General features: G+C 52.1%; 20 protein-coding genes and 1 pseudogene. 9 read left to right on the top strand and 12 right to left on the bottom strand.

The genetic code is table 11. From position 1 onward, the window contains the following. Positions 1-28: 28 nt before the first annotated feature. The 3 genes from xdhA to xdhC are packed head-to-tail and all read left to right on the top strand — an operon-like array spanning position 29 to position 4677. Positions 29-1510 carry a xanthine dehydrogenase small subunit gene (gene xdhA / locus EOV40_RS05995; protein ID WP_128105326.1) on the top strand — a complete coding sequence of 494 codons (1482 nt, stop codon included), beginning with the start codon at positions 29-31 and terminating at the stop codon, positions 1508-1510. Next, positions 1503-3848, top strand: a complete 2346-nt coding sequence (xdhB, locus tag EOV40_RS05990; RefSeq protein WP_128105325.1) for a xanthine dehydrogenase molybdopterin binding subunit — start codon at positions 1503-1505, stop codon at positions 3846-3848. The genes xdhA and xdhB overlap by 8 nt, the downstream gene beginning before the upstream one ends. A 13-nt stretch (positions 3849-3861) precedes the next feature. Beyond that, positions 3862-4677: a xanthine dehydrogenase accessory protein XdhC gene (gene xdhC, locus EOV40_RS05985; protein ID WP_128105324.1), complete on the top strand. Its 816-nt coding sequence runs from the start codon at positions 3862-3864 to the stop codon at positions 4675-4677. A gap of 4 nt (positions 4678-4681) precedes the next feature. Here the strand turns inward: xdhC and EOV40_RS05980 are convergent, their stop codons facing one another. From EOV40_RS05980 to EOV40_RS05960, 5 genes are read right to left on the bottom strand one after another with little or no spacing between them, the layout of a single operon-like run. Then, the gene (locus tag EOV40_RS05980; RefSeq protein WP_128105323.1) at positions 4682-6037 is read right to left on the bottom strand and encodes an AtzE family amidohydrolase; all 1356 of its coding nucleotides are present in this window, start codon (positions 6035-6037) and stop codon (positions 4682-4684) included. Next, entirely contained in the window at positions 6034-6222 is a 189-nt protein-coding gene (locus EOV40_RS05975; protein WP_128105322.1) for a DUF4089 domain-containing protein, read from the bottom strand. Before EOV40_RS05975 ends, EOV40_RS05980 begins: the two co-directional genes overlap by 4 nt. Positions 6223-6234: 12 nt before the next feature. After that, positions 6235-6639 carry an oxalurate catabolism protein HpxZ gene (gene hpxZ, locus EOV40_RS05970; protein WP_128105321.1) on the bottom strand — a complete coding sequence of 135 codons (405 nt, stop codon included), beginning with the start codon at positions 6637-6639 and terminating at the stop codon, positions 6235-6237. Positions 6640-6658: 19 nt separating this feature from the next. Further along, a complete protein-coding gene (locus tag EOV40_RS05965) occupies positions 6659-7900 on the bottom strand; it encodes a pyridoxal-phosphate-dependent aminotransferase family protein (protein ID WP_128105320.1) in 1242 nt (413 codons plus the stop codon). A gap of 2 nt (positions 7901-7902) precedes the next feature. Continuing rightward, positions 7903-9228, bottom strand: coding sequence for an allantoate amidohydrolase (locus EOV40_RS05960; protein ID WP_128105319.1), 1326 nt, complete (start codon positions 9226-9228; stop codon positions 7903-7905). Between the two features lie 329 nt (positions 9229-9557). On the opposite strand from EOV40_RS05960, the gene EOV40_RS05955 reads away from it, so the two are divergent. Both EOV40_RS05955 and EOV40_RS05950 read left to right on the top strand, forming a co-directional pair. Beyond that, positions 9558-11897 carry a TonB-dependent receptor gene (locus tag EOV40_RS05955; RefSeq protein ID WP_128105318.1) on the top strand — a complete coding sequence of 780 codons (2340 nt, stop codon included), beginning with the start codon at positions 9558-9560 and terminating at the stop codon, positions 11895-11897. Between the two features lie 62 nt (positions 11898-11959). Beyond that, positions 11960-13333, top strand: a complete 1374-nt coding sequence (locus EOV40_RS05950) for an 8-oxoguanine deaminase (protein WP_208729282.1) — start codon at positions 11960-11962, stop codon at positions 13331-13333. 20 nt (positions 13334-13353) lie between these two features. Here the strand turns inward: EOV40_RS05950 and EOV40_RS05945 are convergent, their stop codons facing one another. The 4 genes from EOV40_RS05945 to EOV40_RS05930 all read right to left on the bottom strand — a co-directional run bounded on the left by EOV40_RS05945 (position 13354) and on the right by EOV40_RS05930 (position 16726). Next, positions 13354-14484: an isopenicillin N synthase family dioxygenase gene (locus tag EOV40_RS05945; protein WP_128105317.1), complete on the bottom strand. Its 1131-nt coding sequence runs from the start codon at positions 14482-14484 to the stop codon at positions 13354-13356. Positions 14485-14595: 111 nt separating this feature from the next. Next, the gene (locus EOV40_RS05940) at positions 14596-15363 is read right to left on the bottom strand and encodes an ABC transporter permease (protein ID WP_087652095.1); all 768 of its coding nucleotides are present in this window, start codon (positions 15361-15363) and stop codon (positions 14596-14598) included. A gap of 3 nt (positions 15364-15366) precedes the next feature. Beyond that, a complete protein-coding gene (locus EOV40_RS05935; RefSeq protein ID WP_050819791.1) occupies positions 15367-16158 on the bottom strand; it encodes an ABC transporter ATP-binding protein in 792 nt (263 codons plus the stop codon). A 37-nt stretch (positions 16159-16195) separates the two neighbouring features. After that, a complete protein-coding gene (locus tag EOV40_RS05930; protein ID WP_128105316.1) occupies positions 16196-16726 on the bottom strand; it encodes a DUF2165 family protein in 531 nt (176 codons plus the stop codon). Between the two features lie 148 nt (positions 16727-16874). Between EOV40_RS05930 and EOV40_RS05925 the strand changes: the two genes are divergently transcribed. Further along, positions 16875-17888, top strand: coding sequence for an ABC transporter substrate-binding protein (locus tag EOV40_RS05925; RefSeq protein ID WP_128105315.1), 1014 nt, complete (start codon positions 16875-16877; stop codon positions 17886-17888). Next, positions 17885-19255, top strand: coding sequence for an amidohydrolase family protein (locus tag EOV40_RS05920; RefSeq protein ID WP_128105314.1), 1371 nt, complete (start codon positions 17885-17887; stop codon positions 19253-19255). Before EOV40_RS05925 ends, EOV40_RS05920 begins: the two co-directional genes overlap by 4 nt. Before the next feature lie 31 nt (positions 19256-19286). Here EOV40_RS05920 and EOV40_RS05915 read toward each other — a convergent pair. Continuing rightward, positions 19287-20163: pseudogene (locus EOV40_RS05915) on the bottom strand (PhzF family phenazine biosynthesis protein). A 16-nt stretch (positions 20164-20179) separates the two neighbouring features. After that, positions 20180-21094 carry a ketopantoate reductase family protein gene (locus EOV40_RS05910; protein ID WP_208729280.1) on the bottom strand — a complete coding sequence of 305 codons (915 nt, stop codon included), beginning with the start codon at positions 21092-21094 and terminating at the stop codon, positions 20180-20182. Between the two features lie 218 nt (positions 21095-21312). On the opposite strand from EOV40_RS05910, the gene EOV40_RS05905 reads away from it, so the two are divergent. Then, a complete protein-coding gene (locus EOV40_RS05905) occupies positions 21313-22617 on the top strand; it encodes an aromatic amino acid transport family protein (protein ID WP_128105312.1) in 1305 nt (434 codons plus the stop codon). 60 nt (positions 22618-22677) lie between these two features. Here EOV40_RS05905 and EOV40_RS05900 read toward each other — a convergent pair whose 3' ends face one another. Further along, positions 22678-23019 (bottom strand): zinc ribbon domain-containing protein YjdM, encoded by a 342-nt coding sequence (locus tag EOV40_RS05900; protein WP_050819785.1) that lies wholly within the window; start codon positions 23017-23019, stop codon positions 22678-22680. Positions 23020-23233: 214 nt separating this feature from the next. On the opposite strand from EOV40_RS05900, the gene EOV40_RS05895 reads away from it, so the two are divergent. Further along, the gene (locus EOV40_RS05895; protein WP_128105311.1) at positions 23234-24349 is read left to right on the top strand and encodes an S-(hydroxymethyl)glutathione dehydrogenase/class III alcohol dehydrogenase; all 1116 of its coding nucleotides are present in this window, start codon (positions 23234-23236) and stop codon (positions 24347-24349) included. Positions 24350-24361: the final 12 nt, after the last annotated feature.

The raw sequence follows: 24361 nt of genomic DNA, 5'->3' as shown, positions 1-24361 counted from the left end.
CCTATACTTCTTCTACAGAGACCAAAAAATGCGACACCATATAAGGTTTTATCTGGGTCAGACTTTGCACGAAGTGTCTGATCTTTCTCCCACTCACACAGTATTGGACTGGCTACGTGACCAAAAAGGGCTAACCGGCACCAAGGAAGGCTGTAATGAAGGAGACTGCGGCGCCTGCACAGTTATGGTTGTACGCCTTGAAAATGGCCAACTGACATGGCGTAGCGTAAACGCCTGTATCCAGTTTTTATGGATGCTGGACGGTGCCCAGCTTTTTACAGTTGAGCATTTGCAAAACCCGGATGGCTCACTGCATCCAGTGCAGCAGGCTATGGTCGATCTGCACGGGTCTCAATGCGGGTTTTGTACACCGGGCTTTGTAATGTCCATGGTAGCTTATGTACAAAACGGCGGGGGAGATGATCCTAAAGCCATAAATACAGCGCTTGCTGGCAATTTGTGCCGCTGTACAGGATATGCCCCCATTATCCGCGCCATGCAGCAGGCACGCCGTATTATGGTGCAGCAGGGCAACCGTTTTGACGTGGAGAAACAGGACATAATCCTGCGCCTTTCTGCCTTACAGGATGGCAGCAGTGTAGATATTCAAAACGCCCATGGCCGCATCACTCTGCCAGCCAATTCCGATGTGCTTGCTGCCGTTTATCAGGAAAGCCCCAAGGCCACTCTTGTTGCTGGCGCTACAGATGTTGGCTTGTGGGTTACCAAGCATTTGCGCGATCTGCCGCATGTTATTGCTGTAAGATCTGCCAAGGATCTGCACAAACTCGAGCAGCGTGATGGCGGTTTGTGGATAGGCGCAGCCGTAACATACACGCAGGCTCTTCCTGCCTTGGCAACGCACCTGCCAGATGCGTTGGAAACCGTAAAACGCATTGGCTCTACGCAGGTCAGAAATGCCGCTACTGTTTGCGGCAATATAGGCAATGCCTCACCCATTGGGGACGGACCACCCTTGTTTATAGCCGCCAGTGCCGTGCTACATTTACGGCAAGGCGATACACGGCGGCAGCTTCCGTTAGAAAACTACTTTGTAGAATACGGAAAGCAGGACCGACAGCCCGCTGAATTTATAGAAAGTATTTTCATACCGGATCAATCTGCCCAAACAATTATGCGGGCCTACAAGGTTTCCAAACGGTTTGATCAGGATATTTCTGCCATTATGGCTGCCTTTGCGGTTTCCATAAATGCAGAAGGCAAGATAACAGAAGCGCGTCTGGTTTTTGGCGGAATGGCGGGCATTCCCTGCCGCGCCAAAATGGCGGAAAAAGCTTTGGTTGGCCAAAAGTGGAATACTGCAGCGTTAGAAGCCGCACGCACAGCCATACAGGATGACTTTACGCCCTTAACAGATATGCGGGGCAGTGCGTGGTATCGCTCCACTGTATCCGCCAACCTGTTAACGCGCTTTTTTGAAGAAACAGCCCATCAAGGAAGTGCTCAACCTATCTGCCTGGAAGGTTGGAGGGAGATTTCCCATGCTTAAAAAGCATATAAACGAGCCTCAAACTGTTCCCGGTGGCGCAACACAAAGCCTGAAGCATGAAAGTGGGCGCCTGCACGTTTCCGGCAAGGCAACGTATATTGATGATATTCCCACACCCGCAAATGTTGTGCATGTGGTGCCCGGGTTAAGCACCAAGGCCCATGCTCGCATTGTTTCTATGGACCTAGAGCCCGTTAAGAATTTTCCCGGCGTTTTGTGCGTGCTTACTGCCCAAGATGTGCTGGGGGAAAACCAGGTTAGCCCCGTAGGCGCGGGGGATGAACCTCTTTTGGCCACTGATGAGGTTTTTTATTACGGCCAGCCCATTTTTGCCGTTGTGGCCGAAACACGCCTGGCAGCCCGCAAAGCCGCGCGCAAAGCCAAGATTGTGTATGAAGACCTGCCAGCAGTTCTTTCCGTTGAAGAGGCCCGCCAAAAAGGCGGAGACATGGTGTGCCGTCCGCTTGAAATGGTGCGCGGCAATGCTGAAAGTGCTCTAGAAAATGCTCCCAAACGGCTTTCCGGGCGCATTACAGTTGGGGGGCAGGAACAGTTTTATCTGGAAGGACAAGCCGCACTCGCTACACCGGGCGAAGAAGGGGAGATGCGTATATGCTCCTCCACACAGCACCCCACAGAAACCCAGCACATGGTGGCGCATATTCTTAACCGCCCCAGCAATTTGGTAACTCTAGAGGTGCGCCGTATGGGCGGCGGCTTTGGTGGTAAGGAAACGCAGGCAAATGCTCCGGCCTGTCTGGCTGCCTTGGCCGCAGAAATAACCCAACGCCCCGCAAAATGCCGCCTTGATCGTGATGATGATATGATCATGACAGGCAAGCGGCATGACTTTGTGATTGATTATGACGTTGGTTTTGATGCGCAAGGGCATATTCAGGGCGCAGATATGCTGCTGGCCGCACGGTGCGGATGGTCTGCTGATTTATCTGGCCCGGTAACAGATAGAGCGCTATTTCATGCAGATAACGCCTATTACTATCCGGATGTGCGGTTGCGGTCAGAACCCTTTCGCACCAACACGCAATCCAACACAGCATTCCGGGGCTTTGGTGGCCCCCAAGGCATTGCTGCCGCCGAACGGGTTGTAGAAGAAATTGCCTTTGCCACGGGGCTGGACCCGCTGGATGTGCGTTTGCGCAACACTTACGGCACGCAAGACAAAAACATCACGCCGTATTTCATGACCGTGGAAGATTCCATTTCCCGGGAAATCATGGAACAGCTTGCTGAAGAATGTGATTACCGTAAACGCCGTGAGGAACTCCGTGCCTTTAACCGCACCAGTCAATACATTCGCCGCGGCATAGCCCTTACGCCCGTTAAATTTGGCATTTCCTTTACTGCCACGCATTTCAATCAGGCAGGCGCTCTGGTGCATGTCTATACGGATGGTTCCGTGCAGGTAAATCACGGCGGCACAGAAATGGGGCAGGGGCTGCATACCAAAATGGTGCAAATTGCCATGCGGGAATTTGGCCTGCCCGAAAACCGCGTGCGCATTACGGCCACAACCACAGGCAAGGTGCCCAACACATCTGCCACAGCAGCATCCAGCGGGGCAGACCTAAACGGCATGGCCGTGCTGGATGCCATCAGCAAAATTAAGGAACGGCTTATCAGCTTTGCCGCCACGCATTGGCAGGCGCCAGAAAGCACCGTGCATTTTGGAGCCAATGGCGTGCAGGTGGGGGAAAACTGTATTCCGTTTGTGGATGTGGTGAAGGCCGCCTATATGGCCCGTGTTTCGCTCTCTTCATCCGGTTTTTACAAAACACCCAAAATTTCGTGGGACCCGAAAACCGGCCGCGGCCGCCCATTTTACTATTTTGCCTACGGAGCCGCCTGCGCAGAAGTTGCGGTTGACCTGCTAACCGGTGAAAACCGCATGGAGCGCGTGGATATCCTGCATGATGCCGGGCAATCCCTAAACCCAATTTTGGATATTGGCCAAATTGAAGGGGGCTTCATACAAGGGGCAGGGTGGCTGACAATGGAAGAGCTGGTGTGGGATCAAACAGGCCGGCTGCGTACACATGCCCCCAGCACCTATAAGATTCCGGCCTGCTCAGACAGACCGCCGATTTTTAATGTGAAGCTGCTTGAGAACTCCCCCAACCGGGAAGAAACCATCTTCCGTTCCAAAGCTGTGGGGGAACCACCTTTTGTGCATGGGCTGGCGGTATTGCATGCCATCTCGGACGCCATAGCAAGCATTGCGGACTATCGCATCTGCCCGCAACTGGATGCACCAGCCACACCAGAGCAGATTTTACGCACAGTCGAGCGGCTTAAAAAACAAAAGGACATGCCTCACTAATACGGAGCTGATCATGCGAGAGGTTGCAAGGGTTCTTCAACACTGGCACCGCCATCCAGAACAGCTCATTCTCGTGCGTGTTACGGAAGCCAAAGGTTCCACCCCGCGTGAAACGGGTGCCTTCATGCTGGTGGGCACCTGTTTTCTGGCCGGAACTGTGGGTGGTGGCGCATTGGAGCATGAATGCGTTGCACAGGCACGCCAGATGCTGTGCCAGCACGAAAAGCTGCGTGAACATGAATTTATTCTGGGTGGACAAAATACCAACCAGTGCTGCGGAGGCTGGGCACGCGTGCGGCTGGAGCGTGTAACACCAGATATTGTGGACGAACTGGAAAACAACATTCGGCAAGAACTTGAAGCGCGCCCGGTGCTGCTGATGTTTGGAGCGGGCCATGTTGGGCGTGCCTTGGCCTATAGCTTGGCACCGCTACCCCTGAGGTTGATTTGGATAGACCCCAGAGAACACGAATTTGGCCCTGTGCCCGCAGGCGTAGAAACACGCATAACAGACCAATGGGAACCAATATTGCACACTGCACCTGCCAAAGCAGGCGTGCTGGTGCTTACACCCAGCCACACCTTGGATGCGTTAATTATAGAATCTGCTCTTTTGCGGGATGATCTCTCTTACGTGGGGCTTATTGGCTCTGCCACCAAACGCAGGCGGTTTGAACACAGCTTCCGCCAGCTTGGCATGGAAGAAGAGCGCTTACAGTCCCTCATTTGCCCCATAGGAGAGCGTGGAATCAGGGATAAACGGCCAGAAGTTATTGCCGCCCTTGTTGCGGCGGAAGTGGTGGAGCATGTGCTCCACCCATCCCCATAACTGTTTAGGCCATTTCTTTTTCTGGCAGGGACACGCACCCTGCCAAACCGCTTTTCTTCAGAGCCCGCGCAACACTAAACAGCGCGGCTTCCTGCCCCGGAGCAGCAACAAGCTGCAAGCCAAGCGGCAAAGAGCCTGTATTTTTCAAGGGCAAGCACAATACAGGCAAGCCTGGCAGGCTAAGCGGTTGCGTAAACAGGCCCAGATTAGCCCTGGCGGATACAGGTTTGCCGTCCACCATAACAGTGGGTTGGTCTAGCAAAGGCGCTTCCCCCATAACAGCAGGTGCTATGAGAACATCTGTTTTCTGGAAGAGTTCGTGGATTTTTTCACGAAACCAGTTTCTAAAACGCTGAGCCTGCAGATAGGTGGATGATGGCAACAAGGCTCCGGCAATCAGACGGTCTCGCGTGGCAGGGTCATATTCTGCTGCCTGTTTGCATAGGCGCGGCAGATGCAGGTTTCCGCCTTCTGCTGCGGTTATCAGAAAAGATGCTGCACGTGCACTTGCCACTTCTGGCAATTCAACCGTGCTGGTAGTTTGCAGGCTGGCGCAAACACGGTCCAGCGCTGCCACAAGGGCAGGCGCCAGATTGGATGCAAACCATCCCCCCAATCTGGAAATCCGCAGCGTATCAGCTGCTGGTTCTGGCGCTGGTGTGCTGCCATCCATCACGTAAAATGTTGTAATCAGATCATCCAGAGAGGATGCAAAGCTGCCTACTACATCCAAGCTGGCAGAAAACGGATAGGCACCAGCGCGGGGCAGGCGGCCAAAAGTAGGTTTTATCCCCCACACACCGCACAATGATGCCGGAATACGAATAGATCCGTTGGTATCAGACCCAAGAGCAAAAGGTAGAAAACCCGCAGCAACAGCCGCAGCAGACCCACCGGAGGACCCCCCAGCCATACGGGCCAGATCATGCGGGTTATGGGTTGTGCCGTAATGAGCATTTACGGTTGCAAAACCGTAAGCAAACTCATCCATGTTCAATGTTGCAACGGGAATGGCCCCAGCAACTTTAAGCCGCTGCACAATGGCGGCATCTTTTTGTGCAGGCGGCATATTGCGCAGTACAACAGAGCCTGCCGTGGTCACGTGGCCTGCAATATCAAACAGGTCCTTCACGCCAAATGGCACACCCGCCAATGGGGGCAAAGTTTGGCCCGCCTGCCGCATGGCATCTATTTTCTGGGCCTGTAGCAAGGCCTCATCTGCAAAAAGATGCGTGACACTCTGGATACCATGATCCTGTGTACGCAACGTATTTAATGTTTCCTGAATGATGGAAACTGCACTTTTTTTACCAGAGCGAATAGCCTCCGCAATGGCATGCGCGCTGGAAAAACGGGTCATGGAATGTACTCGTATGCTGGTTCACACGTATCGGGCAGGGTGTGCTGTTCAACCAGTTTGGCATAGTGCGCCAAAAGGGCGGAATTGCTGATAACCCCCGGCAGACATGTGGGAGAAAGATCTAGCCCTATGGCTATTGCGCGTGCGTGCACAAGATTTTCCTGATCAGAGGAAGGGGCGGTCATGGGCCTATTTCCTTATAAAGCAGGTCTTTCGGTTTCTGGCCGCGCCGCCATGAGTGATACATGGGCTGCCAGAATTTTCCATCCATTGTCAGTCCGTATCCATGTCTGCATCTGACGGCCGATACGATCCGACCCTTCACGCTGGAATTCCAGACTGACAACAGCACTTTCAGTGCCAATGGCGGTAATGGTGCGCCGCAGGTTACGGCGTGGCGGGCTTCCTCCTTTTCTGGAGCGGCGAAACGCTGCTATTTCTTCCGCTCCATACAGGTTCTCCCCCACGCCGTAGCGCACCACTTCCGGGCCATTCCAGAACAGATCATCCAGAACTTGCACATCATTTTCGGCCAGAGCGCGTTCATAAAGGTCTGAACAGGCTTCAACCTGCCGGAGTGTTTCTGGATTATTCAGTTCCATTGCACTTTACTCCGTTAGTTTACGGCCAAGCTGCCATGGCAGCATCCACCGCAGCGCCGCGCGGAGGCTTAAACCCTTCAGCAGCCAAAGCCGCTTCCAATGCACCCAATGTCAGCAACACTTTGTGTTTAACGGCATTGTAACCCATGGTGCCAATGCGCCAGATTTTGCCAGTAAGCGGGCCAAAAGCCGTGCCAATTTCAATGCCAAAATCATCCCGCATACGCATGCGAACTTTGTCTCCATCCACACTGGCTGGAATCCACACGCCTGTAACGTTAGCCATACGGTGTGCATCATCACCAAAAATGGTCAGCCCCATTGCGCGCAGGCCCGCAATAAGCGCCGTACTGGCCATTTTGTGGCGGGCAAAGCGGTTTTCCAGCCCTTCTTCCAGCACAATACAGGCAGCCTCTCTGGCGCCGTACAACATGGTGGTGGCTTCGGTATGGTGGTTCAGCCGCTTTTCAGACCAGTAATCCATCACCATGGCCAGATCGAAATAGTTGGAGGGAATACGCGGGCGCAGCCCATCCGTAAGGCTTGCACTGCGAATACCGGCCTCTACATGGCGGCGTGCCATAATGTGCTCGGCAGCCCGATCCGAAATGGTAATGGGGGCAGAACCCGGCGGCCCGCCCATACATTTTTGCAAACCGCCGGAGATCACATCAATCCCCCACTGATCGGTACAAACCGGCACGCCACCCAGTGTGGCCGTAACATCTGCATAGGAAAGAACATTGTATTTTTTACACAATGCGCCAACACCATCCAAAGGCTGCGCCATTGTGGTGGAGGTATCACCGTGAATACAGGCCAGAACCTGCGGCTTATGTTCCTGCAATGCCGCTTCTATCTGCTCTAGCGAGGCCACTTCACCCCACGGCAGATCCAACGTGCAGATTTCTGCCCCTATGCGCTCTGCAATTTCTGAAAGCAGCAAACCAAAGCGACCAGCCCGCACAATAAGAATTTTCGCGCCCGGTTCCACCAGAGAAACAAGAGCCGCTTCAATACCGGCACGGGCCGTGCCATCTACCAGAAATGTCCATTTATTCTGTGTCATGAATACCTGACGGTACAGCGCCATGGTTTCATTCATGTATTCCGTCATTTCCGGGTCAAACTGCCCCAGCATATCGGCAGACATGGCACGCAAAACACGCGGGTGAGCGTTAATGGGGCCGGGGCCCATCAAAAACCGTTGGGGCGGATCAATCTGTTTGAACATTGGTGAAATCATACGGGTTTGCTCCATGATTAAGCGGCTTTTTCTGATGGAATATTCTGGATAAAATCGCACATGACACGTAAAGCCGTTTCTACATCTTCATCCTGCACTGCTTCGGCAGGGTTGTGGCTTATGCCTTTTTCACAGCGGATAAACAGCATGCATACAGGGGTAAGGGCAGCCATGATCATGGCATCATGCCCGGCACCACTTACCAGCGCATAAGCCGGTTGCCCCGTGACTGTTTGAATGGATGATGCCAGAATATTGCTAAGTTGCGGGTTACACGGTGTGGCGGAAAGATCATGCTGAAGTGCAAGTTCCATTTCCACACCGCGTTTTTGGCTGATCTCGTGCAAGGCTTGGGTTAGTGTTTCTGCGACTTTGTTACGCACATTTTCGGTGCCCGCACGCACATCAATACTAAACTCCACCCAGCCCGGCACAATATTGGGCGCACCGGGCTTTACACTCATTTGCCCAACGGTTGCCACCAGATCATCAGGCCCTGATTGCGCAATTTTTTCTATGCAGGAAATGGCTTCAGCAGCAGCAGCCAAGGCATCCTGGCGCAAATGCATGGGCAATGTGCCCGCATGCCCGGCCATGCCTTTCATTGTCACCTTAAACCGGTATTGCGCGGCAATAGACGTCACCAGCCCAACGGCATGGTGCGTGCTTTCCAGAACAGGCCCCTGTTCTATATGCGCTTCAAAATACGCCAGAACCTGAGAGGGCTTATAGCTGGCCTCCAGATATTGCGCAGGGTCTAGCCCACTTTCCTGAAGTGCTTGCTGGATACTGGTGCCTTGAGCATCCTGTACATCTGGCAACGCATCCAAAGATCCCGCTACAGCGCGGGATGTTAGCATGGAAACAGGAAAGCGCGATCCTTCTTCATCCCCAAAACCGATCACCTCTATGGCGAAGGGGAAACGCTTTTGCTGTGCATGAAAGCTGGCAACGGCCTCTATGCCCAAAATAACGCCTAATGTGCCATCATACTTGCCTGCGTTTTTCACACTATCAAGGTGAGAACCAATCAGCAGGGCAGGGGCGTTGGGCGCAAGACCTTCATAACGGCCAATCAGATTACCTGCAGCATCTATCCGGCAATGCATGCCGGCATCTTCCATCCATTCACGCACCTGCTTCACTGTCGCCGTATAGGCGGGGGATAGGTAGGAGCGGAACAGGCCATCCGGTATATCTGAAAAAGGAGGGTGCGCTAAAAAGTCACACCGTTGCACTGCCCTTTTCCCGGACGCATCTGCAACACGTAAAACATTGGGCAGGATTTGCATACGGGCCTCTGGGGTTAGGAGGTCAATCAAAAGCGTTCGTTCTTGCGCCATATCAAGGGCGAAACAAACTATACGCAGGTTTTTTCCGTTCTCTCAAAAGCAAAAAAAGCAATGTTGCATTGCCAAATTCAGATCAGGTGGCGCTCTTAAAACAGCAACAAGAAAGTGCCTTTTTTATTTTTGTGCGTTCGCTTATAAGCCTATATATATCGATATCGTATCGTTTTATAGCCCGCTGCCCGGAGCCTTAATCTCATGTCGGAAGCTTACTCAAATATCTCTGCTGATTTTCAAATTGCGGCTCTTGCACAGGCCAATTTGAAAAAAAAGGCCTTGTGTTCCTGCATCGTTGTTAAGCTTCCCTGCTGAGGAATTTTCTCATGTCCTTTCGGATTATTGCGCCAGCCCGCCCAGTTCTGTCCCGACTGACATATCGCCAACATCTGGCAACGTTGTCCTGCCTTGTCAGTGCTGTTGGGTTTTGTGCTAGTCTTTCTACGGCGCAGGCACAAACGGCCACGGCAGCCAAAAAATCATCCCAGCTCACACGGGCATCTGCAACATCTTCCGCTGCACATGTGCGCCCGCGCTCCACAAAAGCGATTGAGGCACACGGAACTGAAGAAGTTTCGGTGGGGTCCACACGCCGCAAGCGCAATGGCGGCGGCGGCATGATGCGGCTTGAAACAGCTCCCCATGCGGTGCAGACGGTCACCAAAGAATATATTGATATGCGCAGTCCCGTTTCCACATCTCTGGATCTGGTTAAAAACCTGCCGAGTGTGAACGTGACCACCCCGGATACATCGGGCATGCAGGGCGGGCAGGTGCAGACACGCGGCCTGACAGACCGTGACATGGCCATTATGGTGGATGGCATTTCTGCCGGGCAGGCAAAATATCTTGCAGAAATCATTGATTCAGAAAACGTGGATGAAGTGAGCATCACACCCGGCAGTGCGGCGCGTGATCTGCCCGTTATGTCTGCTGCCGGCGGGGTGATGAACTCCAAATCCCATATCTCGTCCCACAAATTTGGCGGTATGACGGATTTTTCCTACGGCACCAACAACCTCTCGCGCGAGTTCATCCGCCTTGATTCCGGTGATATCGGCAACAGCGGTATCCGTGGCTACTTCTCCTTTTCCAACACGCATGCACGCAGCTGGATGGGTTCTGGCATTAACGAGCGTAAGCATATTGATTTTGGCGCCCGCAAGGATTGGGAAAACGGGTCCAACGCCAACCTGTTTATCTCATGGAACTCTGCTGACTGGACAATTGATAACTACCCCACAGAAGACCAGTTCATGCGGTACAAGCACACGGGGCAGGGTTGGGATCGCTCATCCCATCCGGGTAACGCGAACTACTGGAAGAACAACGCTGACCACTGGAACCAGATCTTCCTGAGTGCGCCTATCCACACCGTTATTACAGACAAGCTGTCCTTCGATCTGCACCCATACCTTACCTATGGGCAGGGCTGGAGCGCCAAACCCAATGGCGCAGAAGCCAACTCTGCGGGTGATATGCAGAACACGATTGGCTACTTTCAGGAACATGGTGACCGCGTAGTGGGTGCCACGGCATCACTCGGCTACGATATTGACAAGCACAACCACCTGACCTTCGGTTACTGGTATAACAACAGCCAATCAGACCGCAGCTACCCCACCAGCTTTGCCATGCCTGCAGGAGGCGCACCCAGCCCGAACTGGTCTCAATATCGCATTGATAAAGGTGATCGGCAGGTTGCGGGATATGAAATCCACTCGCTGTTCATTCAGGATACAGCCAAGTATCTGCATGACAAACTGCTGATTAACGGCGGCTTCAAGTTTGTGATGTCCAACGCGTGGAACAAGGATTACTACGGCAGACAGGGGCGTAACAGCACGGCACCATTGCCGCAGCTTTCCATCAGCTACAACATCAATGATCAGAACCAGATTTATGTGAATGCGGAAGGAGATTACCGTCAGCCAACAGAAAACGATATGGGCTGGCTGTACACGGATGTGCCGATCCTGAAAAACCAGTACTCCATCAAGGAAGAACTGGGTTACCGCTACCACAACCGCTACATGATGATGGATCTGTCATTCTTCAACTACAACGTGACCAACCGTGTGGTTGACCAGTATATGGGTATGAACAACTACCGCCCGTTCTCCATCGGCAGCCAGACCATGCGCGGGCTGGACTTCATGATCGCCGGGCGTGAGATCCACGGCTTCAGCCCTTATGCCTCTGTGGAGTATCTGCACGCCACGCAGGACAGCAACGTGTTCGATCCGTACCAGAACGTCATGCTGCATTCCAAGGGCACGCAGGCCATTATGGCGCCACGCGTTATGGCCAACTTTGGTTTGACGTATAAGTATAAAGGCTTCTTTGCCAACGGTTCCGTCCATTACACCGGCCCGCAGTCCGTCAGCGTTGCCGGAGACCAGAGAATACCAGGTTACGTGACCAACAGCCTGACAGTTGGGTATCACTTCAAGCCATTTGGCTTTGTGAAGTCCCCCACTTTCCGGTTGAACTTCACCAACCTTACGGGCTCCATTGTGCGCACAGGTGCCATGGGCGCTGTTTACAGCAAGCATGATGCCGGCACGGTTTATAGCGGTAGTTCCGCTGCTTATACAGGTTACGGCAATACCTTTATGGTGGAACCACGCTTCTCCATGACAGGCACGATCTCTACCTCTTTCTAATACCGTCCTGAACAAACTTAACGCCCCTCTCTTTGCAACAAAGGGAGGGGCTAGGTGTTTTTATGATGTCACGTAGATACTTGCTGAAAAACGCCCTGTGCCTCGTCACGATGGATGATGCCCGGCAGGAGCTGAAAAACGGGTGGATCGTGACAGAGGGGCGGCAGATTGTCGCCCTTGGTGGTATGGAAGACCCGCATCCTCCCGCGGATGACGTGCTGGATATGTCTGGCCATGTGGTTATGCCCGGCATGGTGAATACGCACCACCACATGTACCAGTCCTTAACCCGGGTTATTCCGCAGGCTCAGGACGCATCCCTGTTCCAATGGCTGCAAACGCTTTATCCCATCTGGGCGCGCCTTACGCCAGACATGGTAAAAGCCTCCACGCGCACGGCCATGGCAGAACTGCTGATGTCTGGTTGCACCACAACCAGTGATCATCTTTACCTTTTCCCCAACGGATGCCGCCTTGATGATGAAATTGAGGCTGGGCTTGAAATGGGTATGCGCTTTCATGCCTGCCGCGGCAGCATGAGTGTTGGAGAAAGTGCAGGGGGGCTGCCGCCGGATAGTCTGGTGGAAAAAGAAGCCGACATTCTGCGTGATACGCTACGCGTGATTGAAACGTACCATGACCCGGAACCGCTGGCGATGCTGACCGTAGGCGGCGCGCCATGTTCTCCTTTTTCTGTTAGCCGGGAACTCATGCGTGACATGGCAGAGCTAGCCCGCACCACAGGCACCCGGCTACACACGCATCTGGCCGAAAACCAGCATGATGTAGCTTACAGCAAGGAACGCTTTGGCCAGACACCTGCAGAATATGCAGAAGATGTTGGCTGGGTTGGTGCCGATGTATGGCATGCCCATTGCGTTAAACTGGATGCTGCAGGGATGGCCCGCTTTGGCCGAACAGGTACGGGAATAGCGCATTGCCCATGTTCCAACATGCGCTTGGCATCTGGCATTGCCCCCATTTGGTCTATGCAGAAGCAGGGCGTTCCTGTCGGGTTGGGGGTTGATGGATCTGCGTCTAATGATGGCGCGAGCATTCTGGCAGAAGCACGGCAAGCTATGCTGGTTTCCCGTCTATTATCTGCTCAGGATGAACAAGCCATGATGCTTAAAGCGCGTGATGTGTTGACTTTAGCCACACGCGGAGGGGCCAGAGTTCTGGGCCGCACTGATATTGGCCAGTTAACGGTAGGAAAAGCGGCCGACATTATTGCGTTTGATATGCGCAAGCTGGAATACACCGGCGCATTAAGTGACCCGGTAGCAGCCCTGGTGTTCTGCACCCCATCTTCCGTTGCCTTTAGTATGGTTAACGGCAAGGTGCTGATACAGGACGGCCATTTTACAAAGCTGGATGTGAATATGATTATAGAACAGCATAACCGTCTGGCACAAAAACTGTATGAGGGAAGTTAACCTTCCCCCATACGCACCCATTACTTGTGCTTTTGCACAAAGTTGGCATGTAGGCGCTGGTAGATGTAGTCTTCCGCTGTAATTGGCGGGTATTTACCTTCTGGCCCTTCAATAACAGCCTCCCGATTTGCCTGACAGAAAAAGGGAACAGACAAACGCGGGCCAAGGTATTCGCCTGGTTGCGGCATACGCACGCGGTGGAGGGTGGACTTCAGTTTATCATCACTCCAACGCATCAGCATGTCACCAATATTGCAGGTGACAGCTCCTGCCACGGGTGTCACTTCTGTCCACGCATTGGATGAAATTTCATTGCCAGGGCAAAGCTGCAAGCCGCCTTCACCTTCACGCAGGTGCAGGAGTGTCAGGCAATCAAAATCTGAATGCGCACCTGCACGCCATTGCTTGAAATCTTCCGGTTTGGCGTTTTCCATGCTCATGTAGTGGATAAGGCGTAAGGTGCACTGATACCCCGGAGAAGATCTTTTACAGCACTCTGCAAAGAAATCTTTTTCAAACCCAAGTTTTTCTGCAAAGCAGGACAGTATTTTCATGGCAAGCTGCCAGTTATCTTCCTCAAATTGCAGAAGTTTTGCCTGAAATCCGGGAAGAACCTGCTCATCCGGCCACAGATTATCCATTTCCGGCAAAGTAATCTGGTAAGATTCCTTGTTATCTGGCGTGCCGGTGGAAGGCCGTACCTGAGAGCAATATTCCCAGCCCGCATTTACGGTGGGCTTCTTTTTGAAAACTTCCTTTTCAGACATAGGAAGAGCAAAAAACCTTTTTGCCTCCGCAAAAGCGTTATCAATGTCTCCTAACGAAATTCCGTGATTGATAACCTGAAAAAAACCATCCTGAGTTGCGGCATTCCACAGATCATCCGCAATCTGGGCGCGTCTGTTCTCATAGTCTGAAAAATCTATAACAGGGATGGAGCGGACGGAGGTTGTGCCCATGCTGCCTATAGTGGCCTCACGCTTGAGCTCTTCCATAGGGTAATCCGGGGTGGTTTTGGTATTCAGGGTCATGGCGTTTCTCACACAAATTGCAAACTGGCCCATAGGGCGTAGCAGTTGGTGCAAACCAGCATGTGGGAAAGCGTGTTTTCTAGCGGCCAAAGCTTCCCCCATGCTGAATAAGACCAACATGGTGGAGCAATGCCCAGAATATTTCTATTCCGACCGCTTCTACTCACTTGTTGTAGTATAGATCTTTATGTTTCGATAAGTCAACAAAATGATATTGCCAATACTCTATTTCTAGTGCTGAACACGGTTATGCAAAACAAGCTTTCTGATACTGCTTGTGGCCATATAAAGGGCAAGGCCGGTAAGGGTAATCATGAACAACGCAGCAAACATGCGTGGAATATCCATCTGGAATCCAGCCTGCAAAATCTCGTAAGCCAAACCGGCACTGTTGCCACCCGTGCCAGCCACAAACTCGGCCACCACAGCGCCCACAAGGGCCAAGCCGCTGGAAATTTGCAAGCCCGCCATAAACATGGGCAGAGCACTGGGTATTTGCAGGCGCAAAAGTGTTTTCAGGCGTGAGGCCTTGTGCATACGGAAAAACGCTTCCAACCCCGGATCAACACTTTTAAGACCTTGCAACGTATTGGAAATAATAGGGAAAATAGCAATCAGCGTGGCGCAGATAACAAGTGCCAACAGTGTTGTTTTTACTAAAATAATAATCAATGGGGCAAGAGCCACCACAGGTGTAACCTGCATGAGCACCACATAAGGCATCAGGCTGCGTTCAATAAGCGGATGCTGCACCAGCACAAAAGCAACCAGAACACCCAGAACTACGGAAACACAGAGTGCTGCCAATGTAACGGTAAGCGTACTGTAAAGCGCGTGGCAGAGCGTATCGATATTGCTGAACAAAGAACGCGCAATATCAGATGGTGCCGGCATAAGATAAGGCGGAATATGCCAGAAATAACAAACACCCTGCCACAACAGCAAAAACAGAATGCCAACAGCAAGGGGGGCAAAAATGGATATCAGGCGGGCAGGCATAAGTTAGGCCACCTCTGCAAGAAGGGAAGAGTGAGATGCCTCAATAAGCAGTTTGCTCAGGTCCTGGCATATCGTGGCAAATGTATCGCTGAGGCGAAATTCCTCATTTCTGGGAATGCTTGGGTCAATTTCATATTCGGCAAATATCCGGCCCGGATGTGCCGCCATAACCATCACGCGGGTGGAAAGAAAAGCCGCCTCATACAAAGAATGCGTTACAAACAACAGGGTAAGGTCATCCTTGGCGCATAGCGTGGCCATGTCCTCATCCAGCCGGTTGCGCGTTAATTCATCCAAAGCGCCAAAGGGTTCATCCATTAACAGCAGGTTAGGGCGCGTGACCAATGCCCGCGCAATGGAAACACGCATCTTCATCCCGCCTGAAAGCTGGGCGGGAAAGCGCTCTGCCGCATGGGCCAAGCCTACAATTTCCAGCGCCTGCTGCACGCGTGGCGCTGATACATCAGGAGAAATCCCTTCCAGATCTAACGGCAAACGTACGTTTTTGCGCACCGTGCTCCACGGCATAAGCGTGGGTTCCTGAAACACAAAGGACAGGCGGCGATTTTCCTTACCAACTTCTGCAAACCCTTTGTTCCACCACGTCAAATGCCCGGAAGAGGGTTGGTGTAAGTTGGCAATCAGCTTCAGCAATGTGCTTTTGCCGCAACCAGAAGGGCCAATTAGGCCAATACGTTCCTTGGGGTGAATATCCAAGGTAATAGGTGCCAACCCCTGAACACCGTTTGGAAAGGTTTTTTCAGCAGATTGAATGCTGATAACGGTTTCTTGCATGATCTATCCAAACTTTGCAGAAGAATAAGGCGGTAGGTTATTCGGGCTGCTGCACGTAAATGCACACAGCCAGCATGGTTATAAAAAAGCGGAATGCAGGTTGCTGGCCGTTCCATGTCTGTGATTGCCACATAAGAAACCACTCGGCCCCCACAACAGAAAAACCAAAAAACCAGATCAGAAACCCCAAAACCGTGGCTGCTGGCACAAACTTTTTTGCGGCTTTAAAGGCATCTTCCGGGGCCCAAAGGCGCGCGCTCATCTGATAAGCTGCAATGGCAAAAAGCAGACCGGTTACGGCTTCCCCCAAAATAATCAGGCCGTAAAACAGGTGCCACAGAACAGGTTGGGATATGGCGCGCCACATCAGGCTGTTGCCGCGGAATGTTGTATCCATGCTAAGAACATGGCGCACAAACTGAAAGTTCGAGTTGTAATCAGTAACGTTATTCAGCGCGACAATCAGGCCAAACGCACCCAATGCTCCCACCATGATGGTTTTAGCCAGCCGAGAAATAGCAACTGGGGAAGAAAAAGCAGAGAGACGCGGCATATAACATTCCTGCATAGAAATGATTTATGCAGTTTAGGCCATTCAATCCTGCGAAGATCAAGGGGTAAATCGTTACAAAAAAAGCAATGAAGCGTGCTCTATTTTACAGCTTCCCAAACGCGCACGTTCTGTATGAACATACCGAATACGAAATAAACAGATCATGCCAGTGCAGGAATTCGAGATGTCTCTTACACGTCGAACATTGCTTTCAGCTGCTGCGGCATCGTCTGTTGCGGCATTTACGCCGTTTAAACGTGCACAGGCCGCAACGCCGGTCAGGCTGCTACTATCATGGTTTGCACAGGCAGAAGTAGGCGGGTTTTATCAGGCTCTAGCTAAAGGATTTTACGCGCAGGAAGGGCTGGATGTACAGATAGATATGGGCGGCCCGCAGGTAAACACCATGCAGATACTGGCGGCTGGCCGTGCAGATTTTGTAACGGGTTATGATTTTCAAACCCTGCGCGGCATACAGGGCGGCATGCCGTTACTTACTGTCATGTCCTCTTTCCAGCATGATCTGCAAGGGTTGATGACGCACGATAACATTACAGATCTGGCCCAGTTACGTAATCATCCCATTCTTATTTCCAGCCCGGCCCACGCATCCTATTGGGGGTGGTTGTGCAAGAAGTTTGGTTACAGCCCAGCACAGGCAAAACCCTATACTTTTAACCTGCAACCATTTTTTCTGGACCCGGAAATGGCGGTGCAAGCCTATGCCTCCTCGGAACCCTACGAGGCCCAGCAGCGCAATGTGCCTGTAAAGTTTTTTCCATTTGCAGATCTGGGCTATCCACCATACGGCACACCAGTGCTGACCACGCATGAATTTGCAGACAAAAATGATGCCACCACGCAAGCCTTCGTGCATGCATCTCTATTAGGGTGGCAGGATTACATGCGTGACCCAGAGCCCGGCAATACCCTGATACGCAAAGCCAACCCACGCATGACAGAAGGCCAGATTATGTTTGGCCATAGTGCCATGGCCAAAGCCAACGTGGTGGAAGGCGGAGATACAAAAACATTAGGCCTAGGCTGTATGACAGAAGCCCGCTGGCAGGCAACATATCAATTCATGGTGGATAATGATCTGCTGGATAAAACCGTAAACTGGCAATCCGCCTTTACAACCAAATTTACAGACCGCGCCAAGGTGATGCCCGCATGAATGATCTGGTTATTCGCAATGCATCCGGCATTCTTACAGGCCTGAAAGGCCCGCAGGAACGGCGTAAGGGAGATATCCGCATACGGGCAGGGCGTATTGTCAGCATTGGGCATGTTCCCGAACAAGCGGGCGATACAGTTCTGGATGCAAAAGGTGGCGTGATTACACCGGGCTTGGTTTCTACCCACCACCATCTTTTTCAGAGCATGTTGAAGGGTATCCCTACCGCCATTAACGCGCCGCTTGAAAAATGGCTGCGTTTGGTCCCCAACACATATTGGCGCTATTTGGATGAAGACACACTGCAAACGGCCGCCCAGGTTGGTATGGTGGAACTTCTTCTCTCCGGCTGCACAACGGTAGTGGATCATCACTATCTATTCGCCCGCAGCTATCAGTATGATCCTGCCGCTGTGCTGTTTGAAACAGCAGAAAAGCTGGGCATGCGGCTGGTTCTGGCCCGCGGTGGCACCACACGAACCCGTAAGTTTGATACGGATGAAATTGTTCCAGCCCCCACAGAAACGCTGGATGAAATGCTCAAACGGGTGAGTGATCTGGTCAGCCGTTACCATGATCCGGCGCCAGATAGCAGCAGACGCATTGCCATAGCGCCCAACACCCCCACATGGGGCGTAACGCCGGATGAACTGCGTGCCCTTGCTGAAGGCGCACGTAGCATGGGCATTGGCCTGCACACGCATCTTTCAGAAACAGAAAATTACGTAAAATACTGCAATGAGGTGTACGGCATGCGCCCCGTTCAGTTTGTGGGGGAGCATGGCTGGCTGGGGCCAGATGTCTGGTTTGCCCATTTGGTGCACCTTGATGCCAGCGAAATAGCACTTCTGGCCCAAACCCAAACAGGCATGGCCCATTGCCCGCAAAGCAACGGGCGGCTGGGGTCTGGCATTGCACCTGCACCAGCGTTGGAACAGGCAGGTGGGCGTGTTTCTCTGGCGGTTGATGGTGCGGCCTCAAACGAGGCCTGCGATATGGGCGCAGAAATGCACACAGCATGGCTTTTGCACCGCTTTGTGCATGGCGCGGGTGCTATTCGTTGTGAAGATGTTGTGCGTTGGAGTTCGCACGAAGGTGCGCGTATTCTAGGGCTACCAGATATAGGAACCGTAGCGGAAGGTATGGTGGCGGATCTGGTTGTGCATGATATCAACCATCCACGTCATGCCGGGTTGGCGGATCCGCTGATTGCACCCGTAGCCTCTGGTGCTGCCTGCGTTCGCCACGTGCTCAAAGCGGGTAAGCCTGTTGTGTATGATGGCATGGTGAAAGGTGTTGATGTGCCAGAGCTCATGCAGCATTCGCGCCAAGTTGTAAAACGTCTGGCGCAAGCTGTATCTGCGTAAAATAAGGAAAGCGTTTTAAAAACTGCGATTGTTAGGTTTTTAAAACGCCATCCACTGCCGTTACACATTGGCCGCCAATGGTTATTTGCCCATCATCTGCGTGAATATGCACTGCAATGCGGCCAGAGCGCCCAAGGCAATGCCCTTGTGTTGCCGTATAATCGCTACGCCCTTTGGGAAGAAGGCCAAGCGCCTGACGGAATACGGCTACACTGGCATTTCCGCTGCCACAAACAGGATCTTCCTGCACGCCTTGGGAGCAGGCAAAAGAGCGCACTTCTATTTGTGCATTATCTGTTGCATGAGGCCCAAAAACTGTAATGCCGGTGGCACCAAGGCTGTGTTCAAACGCCGCAGAGCGCCCGAAATCCGGGCGCAGAGCCAGCACTTTAGATGCGCTGGAAAGCTGCGCAACAATCCACACAACCCCCATATCCACAATCATGGGGGTAATTTTACGCTCAACTGTTGCACCCAGAATGCCCTCCAGCCTTTCAATCTGGGCAGGGTTTAAAGGGGTAAGCTTTGCTGGCGGCACGGAAAAAGAGAGCGTTCTGTTTGCGCCATCTCCCTCTACAGCCAGTTCTACAAGCCCAACGCCGCATTCCTGCACCAGCACACCATTGCGAGGCACAGCGCGCCCAGCTTCTAGCGCGGCATGCGCGCTGCCAAGGGTGGGGGTGCCCGACAAATGGGAGTTCATGCTTGGGGGTGAAAATGCGTAACCGATAATCGGCTTGCGGGTTTGTAGGAGGCAGCAGAAATGTGGTTTCAGACAGATTTGTCCAACTCGCAATAGCCTGCATGGTTTTGGTATCCAGCCCATCCGCATCCAGCACAACAGCTACCGGGTTACCCAGCAAAGGTGTTTTTGTAAAAACATCTACAACTTTGTACGCACGTTTCATGATGCTGTTATGCCTTTCAGGAATCTGCGGGGTGGATAGAAGATAACAGAGATAAAATCAGATGGTTCAGTGGAACATCAATTCCATGTTTTTCTGCCGCTTTTACAACGTAACCGGTTAAAGCTTTATACTCCAACTCTCGTCCGGCCAGCCGATCCTGCAACATGGATGTGATACTCTCTGCCGGTATGGTTTGCAGCCATAACAGAATATCCTCTACATGCTGTGCAGTCAGTTTTGCGCCTTCGGCTTGCCCAACCTTTACGGCTTCGGCCATAATCTGTCGGGCTGTCGCCTGAATGGCAGGATCTCGCATGACCCCTGTGCGGCGGCCAGTCAGCGTGGTTATAGGATTGGCCGTAATATTTGCCAGCAATTTCAACCACAACGCAGTCGTGATATCTGCTGTTATCCCAACCCGCATATTTCCTGTTTGCAGAACGTCCGCAAAATATTGTGCAGCCGCACCTTCTGGCACGCATAAATCCTGCGCACCAATACGTTTTAACGTGACCTTGCCTGGGGCTGAACGTTGCGCGTTAAAGTAAACAATAGCCGGCAGAATGTGGGCCTGTGGCGCATAGGCTGCTACGCGCTCTTCCTGCCCAAGCCCGTTTTGTGCAACAAGAATAGTAGCGCTGGCCCGATTAAATGCGCGCAAGCAAGCGGATACATCTTGGGTTTGATAAGACTTCACTGCCAGAATAGCGGCATCGCAAAGGCCAATATCTGCCGGTGTGGCTGCATGTCGGATAGGGTATGTATGCGTGTTTGCCCCTTCGGTTTCTTCAATTTGAGAAAACCGCACCCGCGCTCCATACACCACAACCTGCCATCCGGCCCGAACAAAAGCGGCCGCCAGGCAAAGCCCAACGGCTCCAGCCCCAATAAGGGCAATAGTCTTGGGGGCTGAAACAGGCTGTGTGTGCATTTTTATCAAAACAATACAATCAGAGGTGGGAGGGCAAAAACGCCCCATACCATACCTCATACCCAAACAAAGCGTATCTGCCACAAACCTCTTTAACTTGGGATACAATTAACTATTTTTATTCGTTAAATTATCGGATCACATCATTTTTGTTGTTTTATGAGTTCTCTCAATCTACTCGTTCTATAAATGAGATCACCTAGATAACGGAAACCTTTATGCAGCCTCCAGATACGCGCACATCAAACGCCGGAGCCGATGCGCTTTCCCCACAGCAATGGAAAGAAGCTACACGGTTTGATGGCACTGATATCGGCTGGATTGTCATAAGCATTGGCATGGCCATTGGTGCGGGCATTGTGTTTTTGCCCGTGCAGGTGGGGCTGATGGGCGTATGGGTTTTTCTGCTATCAGCCGTGGTTGGATACCCGGGTATGTATCTGTTTCAGCGGTTGTTTATCAACACCTTGGCTTCTGCGCGCGTAAGCCAGACCTACCCGGATATGATCTCCAGCTATCTGGGCCGGGGTTGGGGCACTTTGTTGGGTGCACTGTATTTTGTCATGCTGGTTATATGGATGTTTGTATATGCCACCGCCATTACGCGCGATAGTGCATCTTACCTGCACAGCTTTGGCATAACACAGCATCTGCTTTCCAATTATGCGTGGTACCCGCTTATTCTACTCACTGTTCTGGTAGGTTTGGCATCTCGCGGGGAAAAGCTGCTGTTCCGCATGTCTTCCTTTATGGTCATCACTAAACTGCTGATTGTGGCGGCCATGGGTGTTTTCATGATCCCGCGCTGGAACACCGCTAATCTTGGTGCATTACCGCCTGTTGGCACGCTGATAACAAAAGCGGTTATCACACTGCCTTTTACACTTACGTCTATTTTGTTTATTCAAACCCTCAGCCCTATGGTCATTTCCTACCGGGCGCGGGAAAAATCTCCTGAAGTGGCGCGTTACAAGGCCTTGCGGGCCATGAATATTGCTTTTGCAATCCTGTTTGTAACGGTCTTTTTCTACGCAATTTCCTTTACTCTGGCCATGAAGCCGAGTGATGCCATTGCTGCGTACCAGCAGAATATCTCTGCCTTGGCCATTATCGCACAGGTGTTTCCGGCAAGTTCCATTAGCCTGATTGGCGTTATCCTAAATCTTTTTGCCGTTATGACAGCATTTTTTGGGGTGTACCTTGGCTTTCGGGAAGCCAGTGTAGGTATTTTCAGTTCCATGCTTGGGCACTGGGTTAAACCCGGACATCTGCACCGCAACTGGGTTCAATACGGCGTTATGGGGTTTGCCATTCTGCTCTCATGGGGGGCGGTGGTTGCCAATTTGCCGGTATTGTCTTTTACAACCTTCAGCAGCCCAATTTTTGGTATTATTGGCTGCCTGTTACCCGTTTGGCTGGTAATAAAAACACCTGATCTGCGCAAATATCGCAAACCCAGCCTGATATTTATTACCCTGATAGGCATTCTGCTGTGCATCTCACCCTTTTTGGCGTGGATGTAAAAAACACAGCCTAACAAACCAGAGGGCACATATTTGAAAATGCGCCCTCTGTGTAAATAATCAGGATTTTTTCACAAATTCTGATTTCAGGTTCATCGCGCCAAAGCCAGCAATTTTACAGGCAATGTTGTGGCCATCGCTCGCATCCACCAGCCGAATGTTCTTCACCTTGGTGCCGCCTTTAACAGCCTGAGAAGACCCTTTAATTTTCAGGTCTTTCAAAACCGTTACCGTATCACCATCTGCAAGCTGGTTTCCGTTGGCATCCAGCACAACAGATGAATCTTCCGCTCCGGCAGTATCCGCTTGGGTTTCTTCATTCCATTCATGGGCACATTCCGGGCAAACCCACAAATTTCCATCATGATAGGGATACTCGGAACCACAAGAAGGGCACTTCATTTTCTCATCCTTTAATTTCTCCATCTGAAATCCTGATCCTGAAGGGCAGGGCAGAAGGTGTTTTTGATAAATACCATTTATGATGGAGAACGCGAAATACCACGATGTTTATGTTTGAGGGAAATTGTGATGCCTTAACCCCGAACTCTCAATATCAACAGGCAAGAGGATATGGCAGATTACTGCCAGCCTTGAGGAACAGGAGAAGGTTTTCATGAAATCACGCGCCGCAGTTGCATTCAAACCGGGCCAGCCTCTGGAAATTGTTGAAATTGACGTAGCCCCCCCACAGGCGGGGGAAGTTCTGGTTAAAATCCTGAACACTGGCGTTTGCCATACAGATGCCTTCACTCTTTCTGGCCAAGATCCGGAAGGGCTTTTTCCCGTTGTGCTGGGGCATGAAGGCGCAGGCATTGTAATGGAAGTGGGTGAAGGCGTTACCAGCGTAAAGCCGGGAGACCACGTTATTCCGCTATACACAGCAGAATGCGGTAAGTGTGAGTTCTGCACCTCTGGCAAAACCAACCTGTGCATTGCTGTGCGCGCCACACAGGGCAAGGGCGTAATGCCCGATGGCACCAGCCGTTTTTCCTACAAAGGCCAGCCGCTTTACCACTACATGGGATGTTCCACCTTTAGTGAATACACAGTGGTTGCTGAGGTTTCCCTAGCCAAGATCAACCCCAAATCCAACCCCGAACATGTTTGCCTGCTGGGCTGTGGGGTTACCACTGGCATTGGGGCCGTACACAACACGGCCAAGGTGCAGGAAGGAGATTCCGTAGCTGTTTTTGGCTTGGGCGGCATCGGGCTGGCCGTTATTCAGGGTGCCCGCCAAGCCAAGGCCGGGCGCATTTTTGCCATTGATACCAACCCGGACAAGTTTGAGCTGGCCAAGGCTTTTGGAGCCACAGATTTTATCAACCCGAAGGATTACGAAGCCCCCATTCAGCAGGTCATTATTGAAATGACAGGTTGGGGCGTGGACCACAGCTTTGAATGTATCGGCAATGTGGAAGTTATGCGCGCGGCTTTGGAATGCGCACATCGTGGCTGGGGCCAATCTGTTGTTATTGGCGTGGCCGGCGCGGGGCAGGAAATTTCCACCCGTCCGTTCCAGTTGGTAACGGGGCGTACATGGAAAGGCACAGCGTTTGGCGGTGTTAAGGGCCGTACTCAGCTGCCCGGCATGGTGGAAGATGCCATGGCAGGCAAAATTGAGCTGGCCCCGTTTGTAACCCACACCATGCCGCTGGAAGATATCAACACAGCATTTGACCTGATGCACGAGGGCAAATCTATTCGGAGTGTTATCCACTACACTCCGTAACACATTGGCCTG

This window comes from Acetobacter oryzoeni (genome assembly GCF_004014775.2).
Classification (GTDB): Bacteria; Pseudomonadota; Alphaproteobacteria; order Acetobacterales; family Acetobacteraceae; genus Acetobacter; species Acetobacter oryzoeni.
The sequence above is the reverse complement of the archived record's forward strand: the minus strand, read 5'-3'. Positions and strand labels throughout refer to the sequence as shown.